Raw genomic sequence first — 20,423 nt, forward strand, 5'->3', positions numbered from 1 at the left:
CGGGTGCGGGCCCGAGCGGCCCGGCAAGGGGGTGTGGCGGGCGGGCCGGAGCGCGAGGCCCCGGCCCGGCGGCATCACATGCCGAAGACCTCGTTCCAGCGGTCGATCCAGCCGGTCTTGGCGCCGTTGAGCGCGGCGTAGTCCACCAGCTCGAGCGAGCCGACCTGCTCGGCCCCGTAGGTCCACATGGCGGCCTGATCCTCGGTCAGCTCGACCTCGGTGTTGACCGGGGCGTCGACGCCCTGCTCGGCCTCGATCTGCTGCACCTCGGTCGAGAGCAGGAAGTTGATGAACTCATGCGCCAGCTCGGGCTCGGCGGCGCCGGTGGGGATGTTGACGGTGTTCAGCGTGGCGACATCGCCGCCTTCGAGCTCGGCCCAGACCATCGAGGGGACGGCGTCCTGCAGCGAGGAGAAGGTGAAGTCCTGCGCCACGGCGACGCTCGCCTCGCCGGTGGAGATCAGGTTCACCATCTCGGAGCCGGTGTTGTAGGTCTTGGCGACGTTCGCCTCGAGCTCCTGGATCGCGCCGAAGGCACCCTCGGGATCGTCGTAGGCCGAGACGCCGGCATGCTCGCCGGCCTTGAGCACGACCATCGGGCCGGCGGTGGTGGTGATGCCCGGCAGGCTGATCGCGCCAGCGAGGTCGTCGCGCCAGAGGTCGTCCCAGCTGGTCAGCGGCTCCACCCGCTCGCTGTCGTAGACGATGCCGACGCGGCCGATGGAATAGGCGGGGCCATAGGCCTCGCCCTGCGGCGCCTGCGCGAGGTCATAGAGCTTGTCGACGTTCGGCAGGGCGCTGCGGTCGACCTCCTGGAAGACGCCGGCCTCGATGCCGATCTGGCTGAAGCTGTCGGTCAGGAAGATGACGTCGATGCCCTGGCCGCCGCGGGCGATCAGCTTGTTCAGGCGGTCGGCGTTGTTGCCGGTCTCGAACACGACCTCGCAGTCGCACATCGCCTCGAAGGGCTCGATGATGTTGGCCTGCAGCTTGTCGCCGTTGTAGCCCCACCAGGAGATGGTCAGCTGGTCCTGCGCATGGGCCGAAGCGGCCATGAGCGGCAGCGAGAGCCCGGCGAGAAGGGCGCGGCGCGCGGCGGAGGACGAGAGGCGAAAGGTCATGTCGATATCCCTGTTGTTGTCCTGCCTCCCCCGAGCGGAAGCCTAGGCCGCAAGAGGAGCGGGGCGCAAGCCGCCCCCCGAGTACCCTTTTGGACAGGCTGTGCAAGCCGTTAGGCCCCAGGGGAGGGCCCGGCTACGCCCTGCGCGGTGGCGCGGTCGTGTCGCGTACAACCAGGGAGGTCTTGAGCCGGGTAAGAAGCGGCGGCGAGGTGCCGGCGAGGAGCGATAGCAGCCGGTCGACGGCGGTCTGGCCCATCTGGGCCAGCGGCTGGCGCACCGTCGTCAGCGCGGGGCCGAGGACCGAGGCGTAGCTGATGTCGTCGAAGCCGACCAGCGAGAGGTCGCGCGGCACCTCGAGCTGCATCGCCCGGGCGGCGACGATCGCGCCGATGGCAAGCTCGTCCGAGCAGGCGAAGATCGCGGTGGGGCGACGCGGCAGGGCAAGAAGCGCCTCGGCGGCCCGCCGCCCGGCCTCGCGCTGGAAGTCGGCGTAATGCACCGGCGCCGGCCCCAGCCCCGCGGCCAGCAGCGCCGTCTGGAAGCCGGCGATGCGGTCGCTGACGGTGCTGCTGCCGGCCGGCCCGGCGATGATCGCGATCTCGCGGTGGCCGAGGGTCAGCAGATGTTCGGCCGCCGCGGCCGCGCCGGTCATGTTCTCGACCATGACCTTGGGCAGGGCGGTGCCGGGAATGTCCTCGTCCAGCAGGACGACGCGGTCCAGCCCCGTCAGCGTCCGGCGCAGCGCGACAGGATCGGCGCCCGCGCTGGCGAAGATCAGCCCATCGACATGCGCCTCGCGCAGGCGGCCTGCCGCGGCCTCTTCGCGGCGCGGATCGCCGCGCGTCGACCAGATCGAGATGTCATAGCCCTGCGCGCTGCCGGACCTCTCGATTTCGGCCACCATCTCCGAAAAGAAGGGATTGGCGATGTCGGGCAGGACCACGCCGATCACCCGCGTCCGGCCCAGGGACAGGCGCCGCGCGGTGAGGTTGGGGTGGTAGGCCAGCCGCTCGATCGCGGCATCGATGCGCTCTCGGGTCTTCTGTGGAAAGGTGATCCGGCCGTTCAGGTGCCGCGAGACGGCGGCGGGTGAGACGCCGGCCTCGCGGGCCACGTCCTTCAGTGTCGCCATGGCAACCCGACCGGCGCGTCATCGCTATGCATTTGATCCCCCCTCGGGTCTTCCGCTATCCCTTATCGAAACGCTTTGGGCGTGCCGCGTCAAATGCCCAATGCATGTAATTGACGCCGGAGGCCGCCGATGAACCCCTTGATCCTGGATACAGATGGCGGCGTCGACGACGCCCAGGCCCTGCTGATGCTGATCGCCGCGGGCCGCGTGCCCGAGGCGGTGACGACCTGCTTCGGCAATGTCGGGCTGGCGGCGGCGACGCGCAACATCCTGACGGTGCTGGCCGTGGCCGGCTGCGACGTGCCGGTCCATGCGGGGCAGGAGCGGCCGCTGACCGCGCCGCTGATCGACGCGACCTACATCCACGGCGAGGACGGCCTTGGCGGCGCGCCGCGTCCCGCCGAGATCGGGCAGGGCGCCAGCGACGATGCCGTGGGCTTCCTGCGGCGGCGCCTGCGCGAGGCGGCGCGGGACGGGCAGCCGGTGGATATCCTTGCGATCGGGCCGCTGACCAATATCGCGCTGGCCCTGCGGCTGGAGCCGGGGATCGCCGCCGGCATCGGCATGTTGACGATCATGGGCGGCACGCTCTGGGGGCGCGGCAACACCACCGCCGCGGCCGAGTTCAACGTCTATGCCGACCCCGAGGCCGCGGCCATCGTCTTCCAGGCCGATGTCGCGACCACCGTGGTGCCGTGGGAGCCCTGCGTCGCCCATGCGCTGGAGGGGCCCGAGGTCGATGCCCTGTTCGACGGGGACGCGCAGGACGACTACCACGCCTTTTCGCTGGCGCTGGCGCAGCATGCCCGGCGCACGACGGTGGGCTACGGCGGGCCGGATGTCTTCCGCTTCGTCGATCCCTTCGCTGCTGCGGTGGTCATCGACCCCGATATCATCACCGCCTCGATCGAGGCCTCGGTCGATGTGGCGCTGGCGCCGGGCCTCGCGCGCGGGATGACGCTGGTCGATCCGACCGGGCGCCTCGGCACGCCGCCTGTGCGGCTGGTCGAGACCGGCGACATGGCGAAGCTGACGGAGCTTTTCGCCCGCTCGATCCGCTGGCGGCCCTGAGGCCTCAGGCCGCGTCGAGGCGGGCGTAAAGCCCGCCCTTGCCGCGCAGCTCGGCATGGCTGCCGATCTCGGCGATGCGGCCGGCCTCCATCACCGCGATGCGGTCGGCGCCGCGAATGGTGGCGAGGCGGTGGGCGATCACCAGCGTCGTGCGCCCCTCGCTCAGTCGCTCCAGTGCAGCCTGGATTTCGCGCTCCGTCTCGGTATCGAGGGCGCTCGTCGCCTCGTCGAGGATCAGGATCGGCGGGTTCTTGAGGAAGACCCGCGCGATGGCGACGCGCTGCTTCTGCCCGCCCGACAGCGTCACGCCCCGCTCGCCGACCACGGTGTCGAGCCCTTCGGGAAGCTGGTCGATCAGGCTGCCGAGGCGGGCGTGATCGGCGGCCTGCCGGATCTCGGCCTCGCTGGCGCCGATGCGGCCATAGGCGATGTTGTCGCGCAGGGTGCCGCCGAACAGGAAGACGTCCTGGCTGACGATGCCGATCTGGCGGCGCAGGCTCTCCAGCGTCATCGCCTCGATCGGGGTGCCGTCGATGGTGATGCGCCCGGCGGTCGGCTGGTAGAAGCGCGGCAGCAGCGCCAGCAGCGTCGATTTCCCGGCGCCCGAGGGGCCGACGAAGGCCAGCGTCTCGCCGGGGCTGACGGCGATGTCGATGCCTTGCAGCACCGGCCGCGCGGGATCGTAGCCGAAGCCCAGCCCCTCGAAGCGGATCGCGCCGGTCAGTGCGGGGGCAGGGCGGGCCTGCGGCGCATCGGCGACATCGGGCGCGATCTCCAGCAGCTCGAGGTAGCGGCGGAAGCCGGCGATGCCCTTGGGATAGGTCTCGATCACCGCGGCGATCTTCTCGAGCGGGCGGAAGAAGACGTTGACCAGCAGCAGGAAGGCGACAAAGCCGCCGGTCGTCATCGCGCCCTGCAGCACGTACCAGGCGCCGGCGACCATCACGACGACCTGGATGCCGCGCATCCCGATGTAGTTGATCGCGGTCGAGGCGGCCATGACGCGGTAGGCGGCCAGCTTGGTCTCGCGGTAGCCGGCGTTGTCGCGGGCGAAGAGCTTGCGCTCGTGATCCTCGTTGGCGAAGGCCTGCACCACGCGGATGCCGCCGACGTTCTCCTCAAGGCGCACGTTGAAATCGGCGACGCGGGCATAAATCGCGCGCCAGGTGCTGGTCATCCGGCCGCCGTAGACCGCGACCAGCCAGACCGTCGCCGGCACGATCACCGCGGTGATCAGCGCCAGCGGCACGTGGATATGCATCATCAGCAGGAAGGCCCCGGCAAAGGTCATCACCGCGACCACGAGGTCCTCGGGGCCGTGGTGCGCGACCTCGCCGATCTCCTCGAGATCGCGGGTCACGCGGGCGACGAGGCGGCCGGTGCGCTGCCCGTCGAAGTAGCGCCAGGACAGCCGCTGCAGATGATCGAAGGCGCGGCGCCGCATCTCGGTCTCGATGTTGATGCCCAGCTTGTGGCCCCAGTAGATCACCACCGACATCAGCCCGGTGTTCACGAGGTAGACCACCAGCAGCCCCGCCGCCGCGAGGACGGTCAGCGCCAGATCCCCGCGCGGCAGCAGCGTGTCGATGAAGCGCTGCACCGCCAGCGGAAAGGCCAATTCCAGCAGGCCCGACAGGACCGCGCAGCCGAAATCGACCCAGAACAGCGTGGCCCAGGGCCGGTAGTAGGAGAAGAACTGGCGCAGCATCGCAGGCTCCCTGTCGTTGCCCGCGGGCTTAGCTGCTGCGGCTGAGCTTGACCATGGGAGGGGCGCCCGCCGGTCCGACCGGCAAGCGGGGCGCCGGGGTGCGATGCCCAGGGAGGGAGCTGCTGCGCTGACGCTGCTAGCTGACTGGCAGGAGCAATCGGGGACCATAAGCACCGCAGGCGCCATGCGAGCGCCGAAATGCCGGACAAACGATACATGGTGCCGAGGGCGTCGGTCGCGCTACCCCGCGCTGCGCTGACTGGGCCCGGCCAGTGGGGCAGGGCGATCAGGCGAGGTGCGGCTGCTCCGCCGGCTTCTCGTGCTGGATGCTGGCGATCAGCAGGGCGACGCCCAGCGAGACGGGCCCGGACAGGGCCCAGAGGCCAAGCGCGGCAAGGAAGGACAGCTCGAAGAAGACCAGCCCGGTGACGGCGCTGATAAACCCGAGGATCGATCCGAGGAGTACGACAAACATAGATTCCTCCCTTCCATTCGCAGTATCTCAACCTGCGAGCCGAATGAGGCGCGAATGCGGCCCTTATCGGGTGGACCGAAGGTACTCCCAAGGTATTGCCGGGTCGTTAACGCCCCCTAATGCTTCTTGCGCCGCTGGACATTGCCACCCCGCTGGCCCGGACGGCCTGCGGTGCTGCGCCCCGAGGCACTGGCGCTTTGCTCCACCGCCCGGTCCACGGCCTGCTGCCGCGCCATCGGATCGTCCGAGATCGCCAGATCCACCGCCTCGAGCCGCTTGACCTCGTCGCGCAGCCGCGCGGCTTCCTCGAATTCCAGGTTCTCGGCGGCCTTGCGCATGTCGGTCTTCAGCCCTTCCAGCACCGCCTCGAGGTTGGCGCCGTGCATCGGCTTGTCGACCTTGGCGGTGACGCGGTTCATGTCGACGTCGCCCTTGTAGAGGCCGGCGAGGATATCATCGACGTTCTTCTTCACCGTGGCAGGCGTGATGCCGTGCTCGGTGTTGTAGGCGATCTGCTTCTCGCGCCGGCGGTTCGTCTCGGCCATCGCCCGCTCCATGGAGCCGGTGATCCGGTCGGCATACATGATGACCTTGCCCTCGGCGTTCCGCGCGGCGCGGCCGATGGTCTGCACAAGCGAGGTTTCGGAGCGCAGGAAGCCTTCCTTGTCGGCATCGAGGATCGCGACCAGCCCGCATTCGGGAATATCGAGGCCCTCGCGCAGCAGGTTGATCCCGACCAGCACGTCGAAGGCGCCGAGGCGCAGGTCGCGCAGGATCTCGATCCGCTCGATCGTGTCGATGTCGGAGTGCATGTAGCGGACCTTGATGCCCTGCTCGTGCAGGTATTCGGTCAGGTCCTCTGCCATGCGCTTGGTCAGGACGGTCGCCAGCGTGCGGAAGCCCTGGGCCGAGACCTTGCGGATCTCGTCCAGCAGGTCGTCCACCTGCATCGAGACGGGCCGGATCTCGACCATCGGGTCCAGAAGGCCGGTGGGGCGGATCACCTGCTCGGCAAAGGCGCCGCCGGTCTGCTCCAGCTCCCAGGCCGCGGGGGTGGCGCTGACGAAGACCGACTGCGGGCGCATCGCGTCCCATTCCTCGAACTTCAGCGGGCGGTTGTCCATGCAGGAGGGCAGGCGGAAGCCGTGCTCCGCCAGCGTGAACTTGCGCCGGTAGTCGCCCTTGTACATCGCGCCGATCTGCGGGACCGAGACATGGCTTTCGTCGGCGAAGACGATGGCATTGTCGGGGATGAACTCGAACAGGGTGGGCGGCGGCTCGCCGGGGGCGCGGCCCGTCAGGTAGCGGGAGTAGTTCTCGATCCCGTTGCAGACCCCCGTCGCCTCGAGCATCTCGAGGTCGAAGTGCGTGCGCTGCTCAAGCCGCTGCGCCTCCAGCAGCTTGCCCTCGTCACCCATCTGTTTCAGCCGCTGCGCCAGCTCTGCCTTGATGCCCTTGATCGCCTGCTGCATCGTCGGGCGCGGCGTGACGTAGTGGCTGTTGGCGTAGATGCGGATCCGCTCGAAGCTGTCGGATTTCTCTCCGGTCAGCGGGTCGAACTCCACGATGCTCTCCAGCTCGTCGCCGAAGAAGGACAGCCGCCAGGCCCGATCCTCGAGGTGGGCGGGCCAGACCTCGAGGCTGTCGCCGCGCACGCGGAAGGCGCCGCGGGCGAAGGCCTGATCGTTGCGGCGGTACTGCTGGGCGATCAGATCCGCGATCACCTGCCGCTGCTCGTAGTTATGACCCTTGTGCAGATCGACCGTCATCGCGCCGTAGGTCTCGACCGAGCCGATGCCGTAGATGCAGGAGACCGAGGCCACGATGATCACGTCGTCGCGTTCGAGCAGGGCGCGGGTGGCCGAGTGGCGCATCCGGTCGATCTGCTCGTTAATCTGGGATTCCTTCTCGATGTAGGTATCCGAGCGCGGGACATAGGCCTCGGGCTGGTAGTAGTCGTAGTAGCTGACGAAATACTCGACCGCGTTGTCGGGGAAGAAGCCCTTGAACTCGCCGTACAGCTGCGCTGCCAGCGTCTTGTTCGGGGCGAGGATGATCGCCGGGCGCTGCGTCTCCTCGATGATCTTCGCCATGGTGAAGGTCTTGCCGGTGCCGGTGGCGCCCAGCAGGACCTGGTCGCGCTCTCCGGTCCTGACGCCCTCGGTCAGCTCCGCGATGGCGGTCGGCTGGTCGCCGGCCGCGGTGAATTCGGTCTGCATGCGGAATCGCTTGCCGCCCTCGAGCTTTTCGCGGCTTTTCACCTCCGGCGCGGGGGCGTGAAGGACCGGCATCTGCTCGGGTGAGTTGTTGTGCATGACGGCGGCTCCCGTGCTGGCCGGGTGAAGGGAAGACGGGTCCAATCTGATCCGTATTTGTTCCGGATCAAGGGGCACGCGGGCAGAGAGAGTCTTGCAAGGCTGGAAACCCTGGCCGATAAGCGGCCAAGATGCGAAAGGACCGAAAGATGCGCGCACGGATCTACAGACCAGCCCGCAACGCCATGCAGTCGGGCACCGCCAAGACGCGGGACTGGGTGCTGGAATTCCCGCCCGCCGAGGCGCGCGAGGTCGATCCGCTGATGGGCTGGACCAGCAGTGCCGATACGCAGGCGCAGGTCCGCATGCGCTTCGAGACGCGCGAGGCCGCGCTGGATTACGCGACGCGCCACGGCATCGAGGCCGTCGTGCAGGAGCCGCAGGCCCGCAAGCCGAACATCCGTCCCGCCGGCTACGGCGAGAACTTCGCCACCAGCCGCCGCGGCGCCTGGACGCACTGAGGGCGTCTTAGGGCCGCCTGCCGGCCCATCGGCCTGCCGCCGCCGCCCGGAAAGGGCGGTCGCATGGGATGCGCTATCGTCTCGGATGTATCGGGATTCTGGCGGTGGATACCCCCGCCTCGGGTATGGCGATCCCGGGAGGACTCGAACCCCCAACATCCTGATTAGAAGTCAGGTGCTCTATCCAGTTGAGCTACGGGACCCTGCGGATTTCCTACCGGGGTTTGCCGCGCCTCGCAAGCGCAGGGGCCTGCTTAACGCCCTGTTGTTGCACCGTCTTCGGACCCGCCGTGGCGGGGCAGGGCGCTGGACGCCCGGCCGCGTCGGCGCTCCGGCCTTAAGGCGGTCGTAACCTTCGGCAGCGTAACTCCCTCGCATCGGCGCCCCCGGGGCGCCACAGCATGCGAAGGAGACCCGTTGTGCGCCGTCTTGCCCCTGTGCTGGCCCTTTGCGCCGCGATCCTGACCCTCGCCCCCGGTCCGGCCGGAGCGACCGAGTTCTCGGGCGCGATGGAGGCGTTCCTCCGGGCGCAGGTGCGGTCATGGGCCCAGGACCCCAGGCTTATCGACGCGCTGCGCGAGGCCAATCAAGAACATGCGGATTATGACCTGACGGAGATCCGGCGACTCGATCAGGTCTGGCTGGAAGAGACCGAGCAGACGCGCCAGCCGCTGATCGACTCCGTCATGAGCAACGGCGGCTCCGATTTCCTGCGCGCGCGGCAGGCGGAGGCGGGGGGCTCCATCACCGAGATCATCCTCGTCGACAACAAGGGGCTGAACGTCTCGGCCACCGGCGTGACCTCGGACTACTGGCAGGGTGACGAGGCGAAGTTCCGCGAAAGCTTCAATCAGGGGCCCGAGGGCATCCACTTCGGCTCTATCGAGTACGACGATTCCACGCGCACCTACCAGGCCCAGGTGACCTTCACCGTCAACGACCCCGAGACCAACCGGCCCCTGGGCGCGATGATCGTGGCGATAGACGGTGAAGCGCTGATGTAACGGCGCACGGCGGTCGGCAGAAGGCTTAGAGCAGCCAAGCCGCCGTAGTGCTGCGCCGGCGGGGAACCGGCGGAATGCGAGGTAGCGCAGCGGCTTGGCTGAGGGCCTGCCGCCGTTCGCTCGCGCATGGTCTAGAGGGCGGCGCTGGCGTCGCGGACCTGCCGCGCGTCGCGCAGGCGCTGGGTCAGGCTTTTCCGGCGCTCTGTCTCGGCATCGATGATGGCGCGCGCGGCGGCTGTCGTGATGTCGGTCTTGCTTTTGGGCAGGGCCGGGGTGGCGCGGAAGAGGGCCTCTGCAGCAAGGGCAGAGGGGGCGCGGCCGACGCCGCGAGCAGCCAGCGCGGCGAAGGTTGCGTCAAGCGCGTTCATGTCTGAAAATCCGATCGTTTCCGGCGATCCGCTTCGGATCGCCTTACCCTATCAGATGGCACGAAAGCGGGGCGGGACAAGGGGCCGCGTGCCTGATGCCTGCGGCTGCAACGTCACAGCCCCTGATCCGCGGGGCTGCGGGCCGACCCAGAGGGCCGGCCCGGCCGGTCTTGGGCCTAGCGCGTGAACTTCTTGAACTTCACCCGCTTCGGCTCGAGCGAGTCGACGCCCAGCCGGCGCTTCTTGTCCTCTTCGTAGTCCTCGAAGTTACCCGGGAAGAACTCCACATGCGCATCGCCCTCAAAGGCGAGGATGTGCGTGCAGAGCCGGTCGAGGAAGAAGCGGTCGTGGCTGATGATCACCGCGCAGCCGGCGAAGTCGGTCAGCGCGTCTTCCAGCGCACGCAGCGTCTCGACGTCCAGGTCGTTCGTCGGCTCGTCGAGCAGCAGGACGTTGCCGCCCTCCTTCAGCAGGCGGGCCATGTGCACGCGGTTGCGCTCACCGCCCGAGAGCAGGCCGACCTTCTTCTGCTGGTCGGAGCCCTTGAAGTTGAAGGCGCCGCAATAGGCGCGGGAGTTCATCGAGGCCTTGCCCAGCTCGATCACCTCGGCGCCGCCGGAGATCGCCTGCCAGACGGTGTCGTCCGGGTTCAGATCGTCCCGGCTTTGATCGACGTAGGACAGCTGCACGGTGTCGCCGTAGCTGATTGTCCCCTCGTCGGGCTTTTCCTGCCCGGTCAGCATCTTGAACAGCGTGGATTTACCGGCGCCGTTCGGGCCGATCACGCCGACGATGCCGCCCGGCGGCAGCGTGAATTCGAGGTTCTCGATCAGGAGCTTGTCGCCCATGGCCTTCTTCAGGCCCTCGACCTCGATCACCTTGCCGCCCAGCCGCTCGCCGTTCGGGATGATGATCTGCGCCTTGCCGACGCGCTCGCGCTCGGACTGGTCGGCCAGCTCGTTGTAGGCGGCGATCCGGGCCTTGGACTTGGCCTGCCGCGCCTTGGCGCCCTGGCGCATCCATTCGAGCTCGCGCTCGAGCGTCTTCTGCTTGGTCCGGTCCTCGCGCGCTTCCTGATCGAGGCGCTTCACCTTCTGGTCCAGCCAGTTGGAATAGTTGCCCTCGTAGGGGATGCCCTGGCCGCGATCGAGCTCGAGGATCCAGGAGGTGATATCGTCGAGGAAGTAGCGGTCGTGGGTCACGATCAGGATCGTGCCCTTGTAGTCGATCAGGTGGTTCTGCAGCCAGGCGATGGTCTCGGCGTCGAGGTGGTTGGTCGGCTCGTCGAGCAGCAGCATGTCCGGCGCATCGAGCAGCAGCTTGCACAGCGCGACGCGGCGCCGCTCACCGCCCGAGAGGGTGGAGACATCGGCATCGTCGGCGGGGCAGCGCAGCGCCTCCATCGCGATGTCGACCGATGCGTCGAGGTTCCACAGGTCCTGCGCGTCGATGGTATCCTGCAGCTCGGCCATCTCCTCGGCGGTCTCGTCCGAGTAGTTCATCGCCAGCTCGTTGTAGCGCTCGAGGATCTGCTGCTTGGCGGCGACGCCTTGCATGACGTTCTCGCGCACGGTTAGCCCCTCGTCGAGGTGCGGCTCCTGCGGCAGGTAGCCGACGCGCGCGCCCTCGGCGGCCCAGGCCTCGCCCTGGAAGTCCTTGTCGAGGCCGGCCATGATCTTGAGCAGCGAGGATTTACCCGCGCCGTTCACGCCGACGACGCCGATCTTCACGCCGGGCAGGAAGTTCAGGCGGATGTTCTCGAACACCTTCTTCCCGCCGGGGTAGGTCTTCGAGACGCCATCCATGTGGTAGACGAACTTGACGTTGGCCATTGCGAACCTCCTGCGCTGCAGCGCGTCAGATAGCGGGGATGCCTTCCGGGTTCAATTCCGGCGTTGCAGCCCCGGCCCGCTTTCGCACGCCCTGCTTCTGCAGGAACCCCGCGTCACGAGGCGGCGTTTATGCTGCTAAGGGCAGTGCGGCTTTACGAGGCGGAGGACACGGTGACAGACACGCACGAGATGCGCGCTGCCGACATGGCGGATTATGAAGAACACGAGCGGCTGAGCGAGCTGCGGAAGATTCGCCGGCTTATCCTGTGCCTGCTGCTGCTGTCCCTCTTCACGGCGATCTACTTCTCGCGCGATGTGCTGCTGCCCATCGTCCTTGCCATCCTGCTGACGCTGACCCTGCGCCCGCTGGTGCGGGGGCTGCAGCGCATCGGCATCCCGCCGCCGCTGACGGCCGTGGGCGTGCTGCTCGTGCTGGGCATGGCGCTTTTCACGGCGGTCTACATGCTGAGCGGGCCGGTCACGCAGATGGCCAACAATGCGCCCATCGTGGCCGTCGAGGTGCGCAGCAAGCTCGAGGGCGTGATCGACCGCTTCGCCAGCATCCAGGAGATGCAGGACCAGGTGTCCGGCATGGGCGGCGGGAACGAGGACATGGAAGTCACGGTCGACCAGTCCGGCATGCTCCCGCAGGCCGTGGGCAGCGCGGCGAGCGTCGGCACCTCGATCGCGGCGGCGCTCATCTTGACGATGTTCCTTCTGGCCAGCGGCGATTTCTACCACCGCCGCATCGTCGAGGCGAGCCCGCGCCTGCGCGACAAGGTGCGCGCGCTGACCATCGTGCGCGACGTCGAGCGGCAGATATCGCGCTATCTGGCCGCCATTACGATCATCAACGCCGGTCTCGGTCTCTGCATCGGTCTCGCGATGTGGGCGCTGGGCATGCCGATGCCCTATATGTGGGGCCTTGTCGGGTTCCTGCTGAACTTCATGCCGCTGATCGGGGCCGTCATGGGCGTGATCGGGGCGGGCGCCATCGCGCTGGTGACCTTCGACAGCGTGCCTTACGCGCTTCTGGTGCCCGGATCCTACTTCCTGCTGACCTCGATCGAGGGGAACGTCGTGACCCCGGCCCTCGTCGGCCGCCGGCTCGAGCTGAACATCGTCGCCGTCTTCGTCACCGTCGCCTTCTGGGTCTGGCTCTGGGGCATTCCCGGCGCGGTTCTGGCGGTGCCCTTTCTCGTCGTGGTCAAGGCGATCTGTGACAACATCGACTCGCTGCATGCCTTCGGCGGCTTCCTGTCGGGGGCGCAGGCGCCCGCCCGTTCGACCGATACTGCCCCTTCGGCGAAATCCGACGGGCAGGAGGCCAGCGCCAGCGCCGGCTGAGCCCGGCGCTGGACATCCCGGCTGCGCGATGCATTCTACCCCGAGGATAGGCCGGCCCGGAGGAGGGCGGCCGCAAGGGGGCACCATGTATACACCGGCCGAGAACCGCTACGAGCGGATGGTCTATCGTCGCTGCGGAACCTCGGGGCTGAAGCTCCCGGCGGTCAGCCTTGGGCTGTGGCACAACTTCGGGGGCGACACGCCGCACGAGACGAAGCGCGCGATCTGCCAGACCGCCTTCGATCACGGCATCACGCATTTCGACCTCGCCAACAACTATGGCCCGCCCTACGGCAGCGCCGAGACCGCCTTCGGAGAGATCCTGCGCACCGATTTCGCAGGCCTCAGGGACGAGCTGCTGATCAGCTCCAAGGCCGGCTACGACATGTGGCCCGGCCCCTACGGCAACTGGGGCAGCCGCAAGTACCTGATCGCCTCCTGCGACCAGTCGCTGAAGCGGATGGGCCTCGACTACGTCGACATCTTCTACTCGCACCGCTTCGATCCCGAGACGCCGCTGGAAGAGACGATGGGCGCGCTCGATCACATCGTCCGCTCGGGCCGCGCGCTCTATGCCGGGATCTCCAGCTACAACGCCGAGCGCACGCGCGAGGCGGCGGCGATCCTGAAGGACCTCGGCACGCCCTGCCTGATCCACCAGCCCAGCTACAACATGCTGAACCGCTGGGTCGAACGTGACGGGCTGAAGGACACGCTGACCGACCTCGGCGTCGGCTCTATCGCCTTCACGCCGCTGGCGCAGGGCATGCTGACCGGCAAGTACCTTGGCGGCATCCCGGAAGGCAGCCGGGCCACGCAGGGCAAGAGCCTCGATCCCGACATGATCTCGGATCGCGCGGTCGAGAACCTGAACAAGCTGAACGATATCGCCAAAGCGCGCGGCCAGACGCTGGCGCAGATGGCCATCGCCTGGGTGCTGCGCGGGGGCGGCATCACCAGCGCCCTGATCGGCGCCTCCAAACCTTCCCAGGTCGAAGATTGCGCCGGGGCCGTCGGCAACCTCGACTTCTCCGAGGAAGAGCTGAAGGCGATCGACGACTACGCCGACGAAGAGAAGATCAACCTCTGGGCCAGCTCTTCCGAAGGTTCGGGAGAGGCCTGATCCGCGCGGCGCCGCGGGCCGGGGAGGGCCGGCGGCGCCGTCATGCCATGAGGGCCGGGCAGCCGGCCAGGAAGGACGAAAGACCATGATCCGCAATCCGGTGCTACCGGGGTTCAACCCCGACCCCTCCTTCCTGAGGGTGGGAGAGGACTACTACATCGCCACCTCCACCTTCGAATGGTACCCCGGCGTTCAGATCCACCACAGCCGCGATCTGGTGAACTGGACGCTGGTGGCGCGTCCGCTGAACCGGGCCGCCCTGCTCGACATGCGCGGCGATCCGGATTCGGGCGGCATCTGGGCCCCCTGCCTCAGCCATGACGGCGACCGGTTCTGGCTGGTCTACACGGACGTGAAGCGCGTCACCGGCAGCTTCAAGGACGCGCATAACTACATCACCGCCTGCAGCACCATCGACGGCGACTGGTGCGATCCCTGGTACGTCAATTCCAGCGGCTTCGACCCGTCGCTGTTCCACGACGACGACGGGCGCAAGTGGTTCGTGAACCTGCGCTGGAACCACCGCGGCTCCGGCACCGGCGGCAACCCGGCCAACGACAGCTTCGACGGCATCCTGCTGCAGGAATGGTCCCCGGAGGAGGGGCTGCTGGGCACCTCCCAGGTGATCTACCACGGCACCGACCGCGGGCTGACCGAGGGGCCGCACCTCTTCAAGCGGGACGGCTGGTATTACCTGACCGTAGCCGAGGGCGGGACCGGCTACGATCACGCCGTGACAATGGCGCGCAGCCGCGCGATCACCGGCCCCTACGAGACCCACCCCGAGCGGCACGTGATCTGCGCCGCCGGCAGCGACGGGCCGATCCAGCGTACCGGCCACGGCCAATATGTCGAGACGCATTGGGGCCGGCACTACCACAGCTTCCTGATGGGCCGCCCGCAGCAGGGGCCGAAGGGCCTGTTCTGCGCCACCGGCCGCGAGACCGGCCTCGAGGAGGTCGAATGGCGCGACGGCTGGCTCTGGCTGAAGCAGGGCGGCATGGTGCCCCGCCTAGAGGTGCCGGCCCCGAGCGGCGCCGAGGCGGGTCCGGACCGCGACGCGCCGGTGGAGCGCGTCTTCTCCGGCAGCCTGCCGCCCGAGTTCCAGTGGCTGCGCAGCCCCTATCCCGAGCGGCTGTTCCGCACCGATCCCGAGGCGCTGACCCTGATCGGGCGCGAGAGCCTCGGCAGCTGGTTCGAGCAGTCGCTCGTCGCGCGCCGGCAGGAGCATGCCGCCTATGCTGCCGAGACGGTGATCGAGATCGAGCCGGAGGATTACCAGCACGCCGCCGGCCTCGTGACCTACTACAACCGGCACAAGTATCACGCCGCCCTGATCAGCGACGAGCCGGGACTGGGCCGCGCGCTCTATATCGCCTCCTGCCCGGGCGACTGGCAGAACGAGGCGATGGTCCGCCAGGGCGAGGCGGTGGCGCTCGAGGAGGGGCCGGTCTCGCTGCGGGTCGAGGTGGAGGGCGCGCGCCAGCGCTTCCTCTACCGCCAGGACGAGGGGGACTGGCGCCCGGTCGGACCCCAGCTCGACGCCAGCGTGATCTCGGACGAGGGCGGGCGCGGAGAGCATGCCTCCTTCACCGGCGCCTTCGTCGGGATCCTGGCCTTCGACACCAGCGGCCAAGCCCGCGAGGCGCGCGTCCGCCGCTTCGGCTACCACCCCGCCTGAGGCCGCGCGCGGGCGAGGGGGCCGGCCTCCGGGGGCATCGAGCCCCCCTCGGCCGGGCGCCGCGAGCGCGGCGCGGCCCGCCTCCGCCCGGACGCGTCCCATCTTCTCTTTCGAAATATCCCGGGGGTGAGGCCCGCAGGGCCGAGGAGGCAGCGCCCCCTCTCCCTCGGCCAGCCGCGCCGCGCGCCCGGGGACCTATCGCGCGAGGCCCGTACCACGGCCCATCCAGCCGGCTTGCAACCTCGCCGCGCATTCCGCAGAGTAATCCCAGGCCCGTACCGGGAGCGTCATCGGGTTTGATGGCGCCCGGGCAGGCTCAAGGGAGGACGACATGATCAACAAACTCATTGGGACCACCGCGCTCGCGCTGGCTCTGGCCTCGGGTGCCGCGGCGCAGGACAGCATCGAGATGCGCTTCCAGAGCAGCGACAACTCGGGCACTGCCGCCTTCGAGATCCAGCAGGACTGGGCGGCCCATGTCGGCGAGATGTCCGACGGCCGGATCAGCATCGAGATGCTGCCGGTGGGCTCCATCGTCGAATACAACGAGACGCTCGATGCCGTGGGGGCGGGCATTCTCGACGGGCATATCACCGACAGCTCCTATTTCACCGGCAAGGATGCCGCCTTCGCGCTGATCGGCAACCCGGTCGGGGCCTATTCCTCGCCTGCCGAACTGCGGGGCTTCTTCGACGAGGGCGGCGGCACCGAGCTTTATAACGAGATCCTGGCGCCCTACGGCGTCCACTTCATCGGCCCCGCCGCTCAGCCGGCCGAGGCGATCCCCTCGACCGTGCCGATCGACTCGGTTGCCGACCTGCAGGGGGTGAAGATGCGCGCGCCGGAGGGCATGGTGCAGTCGGTCTTCGCCTCCGCCGGCGCCGCGCCGGTGAACCTGCCCCAGTCCGAGGTCTTCACCTCGCTCGACAAGGGCGTGATCTCGGCCGCCGATGCCACGACGCTTGCCACCAACCACTCGATGGGGCTGCACGACGTGGCGATGCATCCGATCTGGCCGGGCTTCCATTCGCTGCCCCTCAACGAGGTCTCGATGAACGCGGCGGAATGGGACGCGCTCTCGGAGGAGGACCAGCAGCTGCTGACCGACTCCGTCGCCTGGTACGCGGATACCCTGGCCGAGCGGATCGGGCAGCGCGACGAGGAGGTCGCCGAGGAGCTGCGCGCGACCGAGGGCGTCACCATCCATACCTGGTCGGAAGAGGCGAAGCGCGAGTTCCGCCAGATCGCGCAGGAGCAATGGGCCCCCTTCGCCGAGCGGTCGGACAACGCCCAGCGCGTCTATGACAGCCTGACGGCCTATCTGTCTGAGCAGGGCCTCCTCTAGCCTTCGACACGAGAGCAGATCGCAACGAGGCCGGCCGGGCGAGCACAGCGCCCGGCCCTTGAAGGAGGCCGTCTTGGACCCCGAAGACCACAATGCCCGCGACCCGGTTCTCGTGCCGCAGGACCCGCTTTCGGCATGGCTGGCGCCGCTGGGGCGCGTCGTCAGCCTCGCCTTTCTCTTCATCACCGCGATCACCTTCCTCGAGGTGGTGCTGCGCTACGGCTTCAATGCGCCGACGCAATGGGTGCACGAGACGACGATCGCCCTGACGGCGATCTGCTTCGCCTTCGGCGGCGCCTATTGCCTGGCGCTCGACCGGCATATCCGGGTCGTGCTGATCTACGACGCCCTCTCGCCGGCCCTGCGCCGCTGGTTCGACGTCGGCATCTCGGTCATCGGGGCGCTGGCCTGCGCGCTCATGGCCTGGGCGGCCTGGAGCCTTGCCTTCAAGGGCTTCGTCTCCGCCGGCGGAGAATTCCGGCTGGAGACGAGCGGCAGCGCCTGGAACCCGCCGACCCCGGCCATCGTGAAGGCGGTGCTCTTTGTCACCCTCTGCGTGATGTGCCTGCAGTTCGCCCTGCAGGCGATCCGGCACCTGCGCCGCGACCCGGCCGAAGAGACGCCGCATCCAATCGAAAGCGCGGAGACCATCGACGATGTTTGACCTTTCCGCGCTGGGCATCGGCGGCGGCAGCCTGATGATGTTCGGCATGCTGCTGGTGCTTCTGCTGACCGGCATGCCGCTGGCCTTCGTCACCATCCTCGTGGCGCTGATCTTCGCGCTGGGCTGGTTCGGCCCGATGGCCGTGCCCATCGTCACGACCCGCATCTATTCCTTCATCATGCAGTACGTCTTCGTCTCGGTGCCGATGTTCGTGCTGATGGCCTCGATCCTCGACCGCTCGGGGATCGCGCGGGATCTCTTCGACGCGATGCGTCTCGTCGCGGGGCGGATCCGCGGCGGCGTGGGCGTGCAGACGCTGCTGGTCGCCGTCGTGCTGGCCGCCATGTCCGGCATCATCGGTGGCGAGATCGTGCTTCTGGGCCTGCTCGCCCTGCCGCAGATGCTGCGGCTGGGCTACGACCGAAAGCTCGCCATCGGCATCGTCTGCGCAGGCGGCGCGCTGGGCACGATGATCCCGCCCTCGATCGTGCTGATCATCTTCGGCCTCTCGGCCAATGTCTCCATCGGAGAGCTTTTCACCGCCTCCTTCCTGCCCGGCGTCATGCTGGCAGGGTTCTACGCGGGCTACGTCCTGCTCGTGGGTTTCTTCCAGCCGCACAAGGCGCCGGTCCCGGAGGAGGTCGATACCCGCCCGCTGGCTGAGCGGCTGACATTGCTGCGCGGCTTGATCCTGCCGCTCCTGGTGGTCGTCTTCGTGCTCGGCTCGATCTACGGCGGCATCGCCTCGGTGACCGAGGCTTCGGCCATCGGCGTCGTCGGCGTGATGCTCTCGACCGTGCTGCGGGGGGAGTTCAGCCTGCGCATGATGTCCGACGCCGCGCTGCAGACGCTGCGGACCTGCGGGATGATCGTCTGGATCGGCGTGGGGGCGACGGCGCTGATCGGGGTCTACAACCTGATGGGCGGCATCCATTTCATCGAACAGCTTCTGCTGGGTGTCTCGGACAATCCGCTGGTCGTCCTGCTGGTGATGATGCTGATCCTCGTGGTGCTGGGCATGTTCCTCGACTGGGTCGGGATCGCGCTGCTGACCGTGCCGATCTTCACCCCCATCGTGGTCGAGCTGGGCTACGACCCGATCTGGTTCGGCGTGCTCTTCTCGCTGAACATGCAGATGTCGTTCCTGTCGCCGCCCTTCGGCCCGGCGGCCTTCTACCTGAAAAGCGTGGCGCCGCCCGATATCTCACTGGGCACGATCTTCGCCTCGCTCCTGCCCTTCATCGGGCTGCAGCTTCTGGCCCTCGCGCTGGTCATCGCCTTCCCGCAGATCGCCCTGTGGTACAGGTGATCGCCCGGCGCTAGTCCAGGCGAAAGACCTTGTCGCGCGAGGCGGCGCCGCGGATCAGGGCCAGCCGCCCCGGCGCCACACCCAGCGCCTTGGCCAGCAGCTTGCGCGCGGCCTCGGTCGCCTTGCCCTTCTCCGGCGCCGCGGTCACCCGGATCGCGACGCCGCCCTCGGCCTCTGCCACGGCATCGCGCCCGGCGCCGGGCGTCACCCGCACGGCAATCGCCGCGCCGGGGCTGGCAAGGTGCGACAGGTCGGGCGGGCGCGGCGGCATCGGCATCTCCTTGCAGGCGGGCGCGGGCGGCGCGAGACTAACGGCGCACGGCAGGGAAGGGCAGGGATGACCACGGGATTTTACACGGACGAGCGCTGTTTCTGGCACGGCGGCGGCAATTACGCAGGGATGCTGCCCGTGGGCGGCTGGGTGCAGCCCATGGCCACCGGCGGCCTGCCTGAAAGCCCGGAAAGCCGTCGCAGGCTGAAGAACCTCGCCGAGGCGACGGGGCTGCTGGGCCAGCTTCAGACCTCCTCCGCCGCGCCGGCGGATCGCGAGGCGCTGCTGCGCGTCCACCCGGCGGAATACCTCGATGCCTTCAAGGCCGCCTCCGACGCGGGCGGCGGAGAGCTGGGGCTGCGCACGCCATTCGGCCCCGGCGGCTACGAGATCGCCGCCCTCTCGGCGGGGATGGCGAGCGAGGCGCTGCGCGCCGTCGCCTCGGGCGCGCAGGACAAGGCCTATGCCCTGTGCCGCCCGCCGGGGCACCACTGCCTGCCCGACTGGCCCAACGGCTTCTGCCTTCTGGCCAATATCGCCATCGGCATCCGCGCCCTGCAGGCCGAGGGGCTGACGCGCCGCGTCGCAGTGCTGGATTGGGATGTGCACCACGGCAACGGGACCGAGGCGATCTTCTACGAGGATCCGGAGGTGCTGACCGTCTCGATCCATCAGGAACGGAACTACCCGCTCGATACCGGGGATTTCGCGGACCGCGGGCGCGGCGCGGGGGAGGGGGCGAACCTCAACATCCCGCTGCCGCCCGGATGCGGCCATGCCGCCTACCTGCGTGCGATGGAGCGTCTGGTGCTGCCGCAGATCCGCGCCTTCGCGCCCGACCTCATCGTGATCGCCTGCGGCTTCGACGCCGGGGCGAATGATCCGCTGGGCCGGATGCTCTGCACCGCCGAGACCTTTGCCGAGATGACCCGCTCCGTCATGGCGCTGGCGGATGAGGTCTGCGGTGGCCGCCTCGCCATGGTGCACGAGGGCGGTTATTCGGAAACCTACGTGCCCTTCTGCGGCCATGCCGTGCTGCAGGTGCTGTCCGGCAGCGGGACAGAAGCGCCCGATCCCTTCGCCAAGACCTTCGCGCAGCGCCAGCCATCGGAAGGGTTCGACGCCTATGTCTTCGGCCTGATCGAGGAGATGGCCGAGGCTCTTTGAGGCGCGGCGGGTTGGCGGCGGGCGCGCGA

General features: G+C 68.5%; 18 protein-coding genes and 1 tRNA gene. 10 read left to right on the forward strand and 9 right to left on the reverse strand.

Features of this window, described 5'->3' with window-relative positions; genetic code table 11:
• Window positions 1-74: 74 nt before the first annotated feature.
• Both DFP88_RS00135 and DFP88_RS00140 read right to left on the reverse strand, forming a co-directional pair.
• Window positions 75-1,121, reverse strand: a complete 1,047-nt coding sequence (locus DFP88_RS00135) for an ABC transporter substrate-binding protein (protein ID WP_110812437.1) — start codon at window positions 1,119-1,121, stop codon at window positions 75-77.
• Window positions 1,122-1,254: 133 nt separating this feature from the next.
• A complete protein-coding gene (locus DFP88_RS00140) occupies window positions 1,255-2,253 on the reverse strand; it encodes a LacI family DNA-binding transcriptional regulator (protein ID WP_110812438.1) in 999 nt (332 codons plus the stop codon).
• A 129-nt stretch (window positions 2,254-2,382) separates the two neighbouring features.
• On the opposite strand from DFP88_RS00140, the gene DFP88_RS00145 reads away from it, so the two are divergent.
• Window positions 2,383-3,324 (forward strand): nucleoside hydrolase, encoded by a 942-nt coding sequence (locus tag DFP88_RS00145; protein WP_110812439.1) that lies wholly within the window; start codon window positions 2,383-2,385, stop codon window positions 3,322-3,324.
• Window positions 3,325-3,328: 4 nt separating this feature from the next.
• Here the strand turns inward: DFP88_RS00145 and DFP88_RS00150 are convergent, their stop codons facing one another.
• The 3 genes from DFP88_RS00150 to uvrB form a co-directional block, all read right to left on the reverse strand.
• Entirely contained in the window at window positions 3,329-5,032 is a 1,704-nt protein-coding gene (locus DFP88_RS00150; RefSeq protein WP_110812440.1) for an ABC transporter ATP-binding protein, read from the reverse strand.
• 286 nt (window positions 5,033-5,318) lie between these two features.
• Window positions 5,319-5,507 (reverse strand): hypothetical protein, encoded by a 189-nt coding sequence (locus DFP88_RS00155; protein WP_110812441.1) that lies wholly within the window; start codon window positions 5,505-5,507, stop codon window positions 5,319-5,321.
• A 116-nt stretch (window positions 5,508-5,623) separates the two neighbouring features.
• Window positions 5,624-7,822 (reverse strand): excinuclease ABC subunit UvrB, encoded by a 2,199-nt coding sequence (uvrB, locus tag DFP88_RS00160; RefSeq protein WP_110812442.1) that lies wholly within the window; start codon window positions 7,820-7,822, stop codon window positions 5,624-5,626.
• 149 nt (window positions 7,823-7,971) lie between these two features.
• Here uvrB and DFP88_RS00165 point away from each other — a divergent pair, with 149 nt between their 5' ends.
• Window positions 7,972-8,283, forward strand: a complete 312-nt coding sequence (locus DFP88_RS00165) for an ETC complex I subunit (protein WP_110812443.1) — start codon at window positions 7,972-7,974, stop codon at window positions 8,281-8,283.
• 126 nt (window positions 8,284-8,409) lie between these two features.
• Here DFP88_RS00165 and DFP88_RS00170 read toward each other — a convergent pair.
• Window positions 8,410-8,486, reverse strand: a tRNA-Arg gene (locus tag DFP88_RS00170).
• Window positions 8,487-8,702: 216 nt separating this feature from the next.
• On the opposite strand from DFP88_RS00170, the gene DFP88_RS00175 reads away from it, so the two are divergent.
• A complete protein-coding gene (locus tag DFP88_RS00175) occupies window positions 8,703-9,287 on the forward strand; it encodes a hypothetical protein (protein WP_146227383.1) in 585 nt (194 codons plus the stop codon).
• 131 nt (window positions 9,288-9,418) lie between these two features.
• Here the strand turns inward: DFP88_RS00175 and DFP88_RS00180 are convergent, their stop codons facing one another.
• Together DFP88_RS00180 and ettA are read right to left on the reverse strand one after the other, a co-directional pair.
• Entirely contained in the window at window positions 9,419-9,655 is a 237-nt protein-coding gene (locus tag DFP88_RS00180) for a hypothetical protein (protein WP_110812445.1), read from the reverse strand.
• Window positions 9,656-9,831: 176 nt separating this feature from the next.
• Window positions 9,832-11,487 carry an energy-dependent translational throttle protein EttA gene (ettA, locus tag DFP88_RS00185; RefSeq protein ID WP_110812446.1) on the reverse strand — a complete coding sequence of 552 codons (1,656 nt, stop codon included), beginning with the start codon at window positions 11,485-11,487 and terminating at the stop codon, window positions 9,832-9,834.
• A 129-nt stretch (window positions 11,488-11,616) separates the two neighbouring features.
• On the opposite strand from ettA, the gene DFP88_RS00190 reads away from it, so the two are divergent.
• From DFP88_RS00190 to DFP88_RS00215, 6 genes are all read left to right on the forward strand, one after another.
• Window positions 11,617-12,834 (forward strand): AI-2E family transporter, encoded by a 1,218-nt coding sequence (locus tag DFP88_RS00190; protein WP_245904606.1) that lies wholly within the window; start codon window positions 11,617-11,619, stop codon window positions 12,832-12,834.
• A gap of 85 nt (window positions 12,835-12,919) precedes the next feature.
• Window positions 12,920-13,957, forward strand: coding sequence for an L-glyceraldehyde 3-phosphate reductase (gene mgrA, locus DFP88_RS00195; RefSeq protein ID WP_110812447.1), 1,038 nt, complete (start codon window positions 12,920-12,922; stop codon window positions 13,955-13,957).
• Between the two features lie 85 nt (window positions 13,958-14,042).
• Complete coding sequence (locus tag DFP88_RS00200) at window positions 14,043-15,638, forward strand: glycoside hydrolase family 43 protein (protein WP_110812448.1); 1,596 nt, start codon at window positions 14,043-14,045, stop codon at window positions 15,636-15,638.
• A 331-nt stretch (window positions 15,639-15,969) separates the two neighbouring features.
• Window positions 15,970-16,983 (forward strand): TRAP transporter substrate-binding protein, encoded by a 1,014-nt coding sequence (locus DFP88_RS00205; RefSeq protein ID WP_220032265.1) that lies wholly within the window; start codon window positions 15,970-15,972, stop codon window positions 16,981-16,983.
• Between the two features lie 73 nt (window positions 16,984-17,056).
• Entirely contained in the window at window positions 17,057-17,647 is a 591-nt protein-coding gene (locus DFP88_RS00210) for a TRAP transporter small permease subunit (protein ID WP_110812449.1), read from the forward strand.
• A complete protein-coding gene (locus DFP88_RS00215; RefSeq protein WP_110812450.1) occupies window positions 17,640-18,956 on the forward strand; it encodes a TRAP transporter large permease in 1,317 nt (438 codons plus the stop codon). Before DFP88_RS00210 ends, DFP88_RS00215 begins: the two co-directional genes overlap by 8 nt.
• Window positions 18,957-18,966: 10 nt before the next feature.
• Here DFP88_RS00215 and DFP88_RS00220 read toward each other — a convergent pair whose 3' ends face one another.
• Window positions 18,967-19,227 carry a DUF167 domain-containing protein gene (locus tag DFP88_RS00220; RefSeq protein ID WP_110812451.1) on the reverse strand — a complete coding sequence of 87 codons (261 nt, stop codon included), beginning with the start codon at window positions 19,225-19,227 and terminating at the stop codon, window positions 18,967-18,969.
• Window positions 19,228-19,293: 66 nt separating this feature from the next.
• Between DFP88_RS00220 and DFP88_RS00225 the strand changes: the two genes are divergently transcribed.
• Window positions 19,294-20,394: a class II histone deacetylase gene (locus DFP88_RS00225; protein WP_110812452.1), complete on the forward strand. Its 1,101-nt coding sequence runs from the start codon at window positions 19,294-19,296 to the stop codon at window positions 20,392-20,394.
• Window positions 20,395-20,423 lie beyond the last annotated feature (29 nt).

The organism is Pseudoroseicyclus aestuarii (assembly GCF_003217255.1).
In the GTDB taxonomy this organism is placed as follows: domain Bacteria; phylum Pseudomonadota; class Alphaproteobacteria; order Rhodobacterales; family Rhodobacteraceae; genus Pseudoroseicyclus; species Pseudoroseicyclus aestuarii.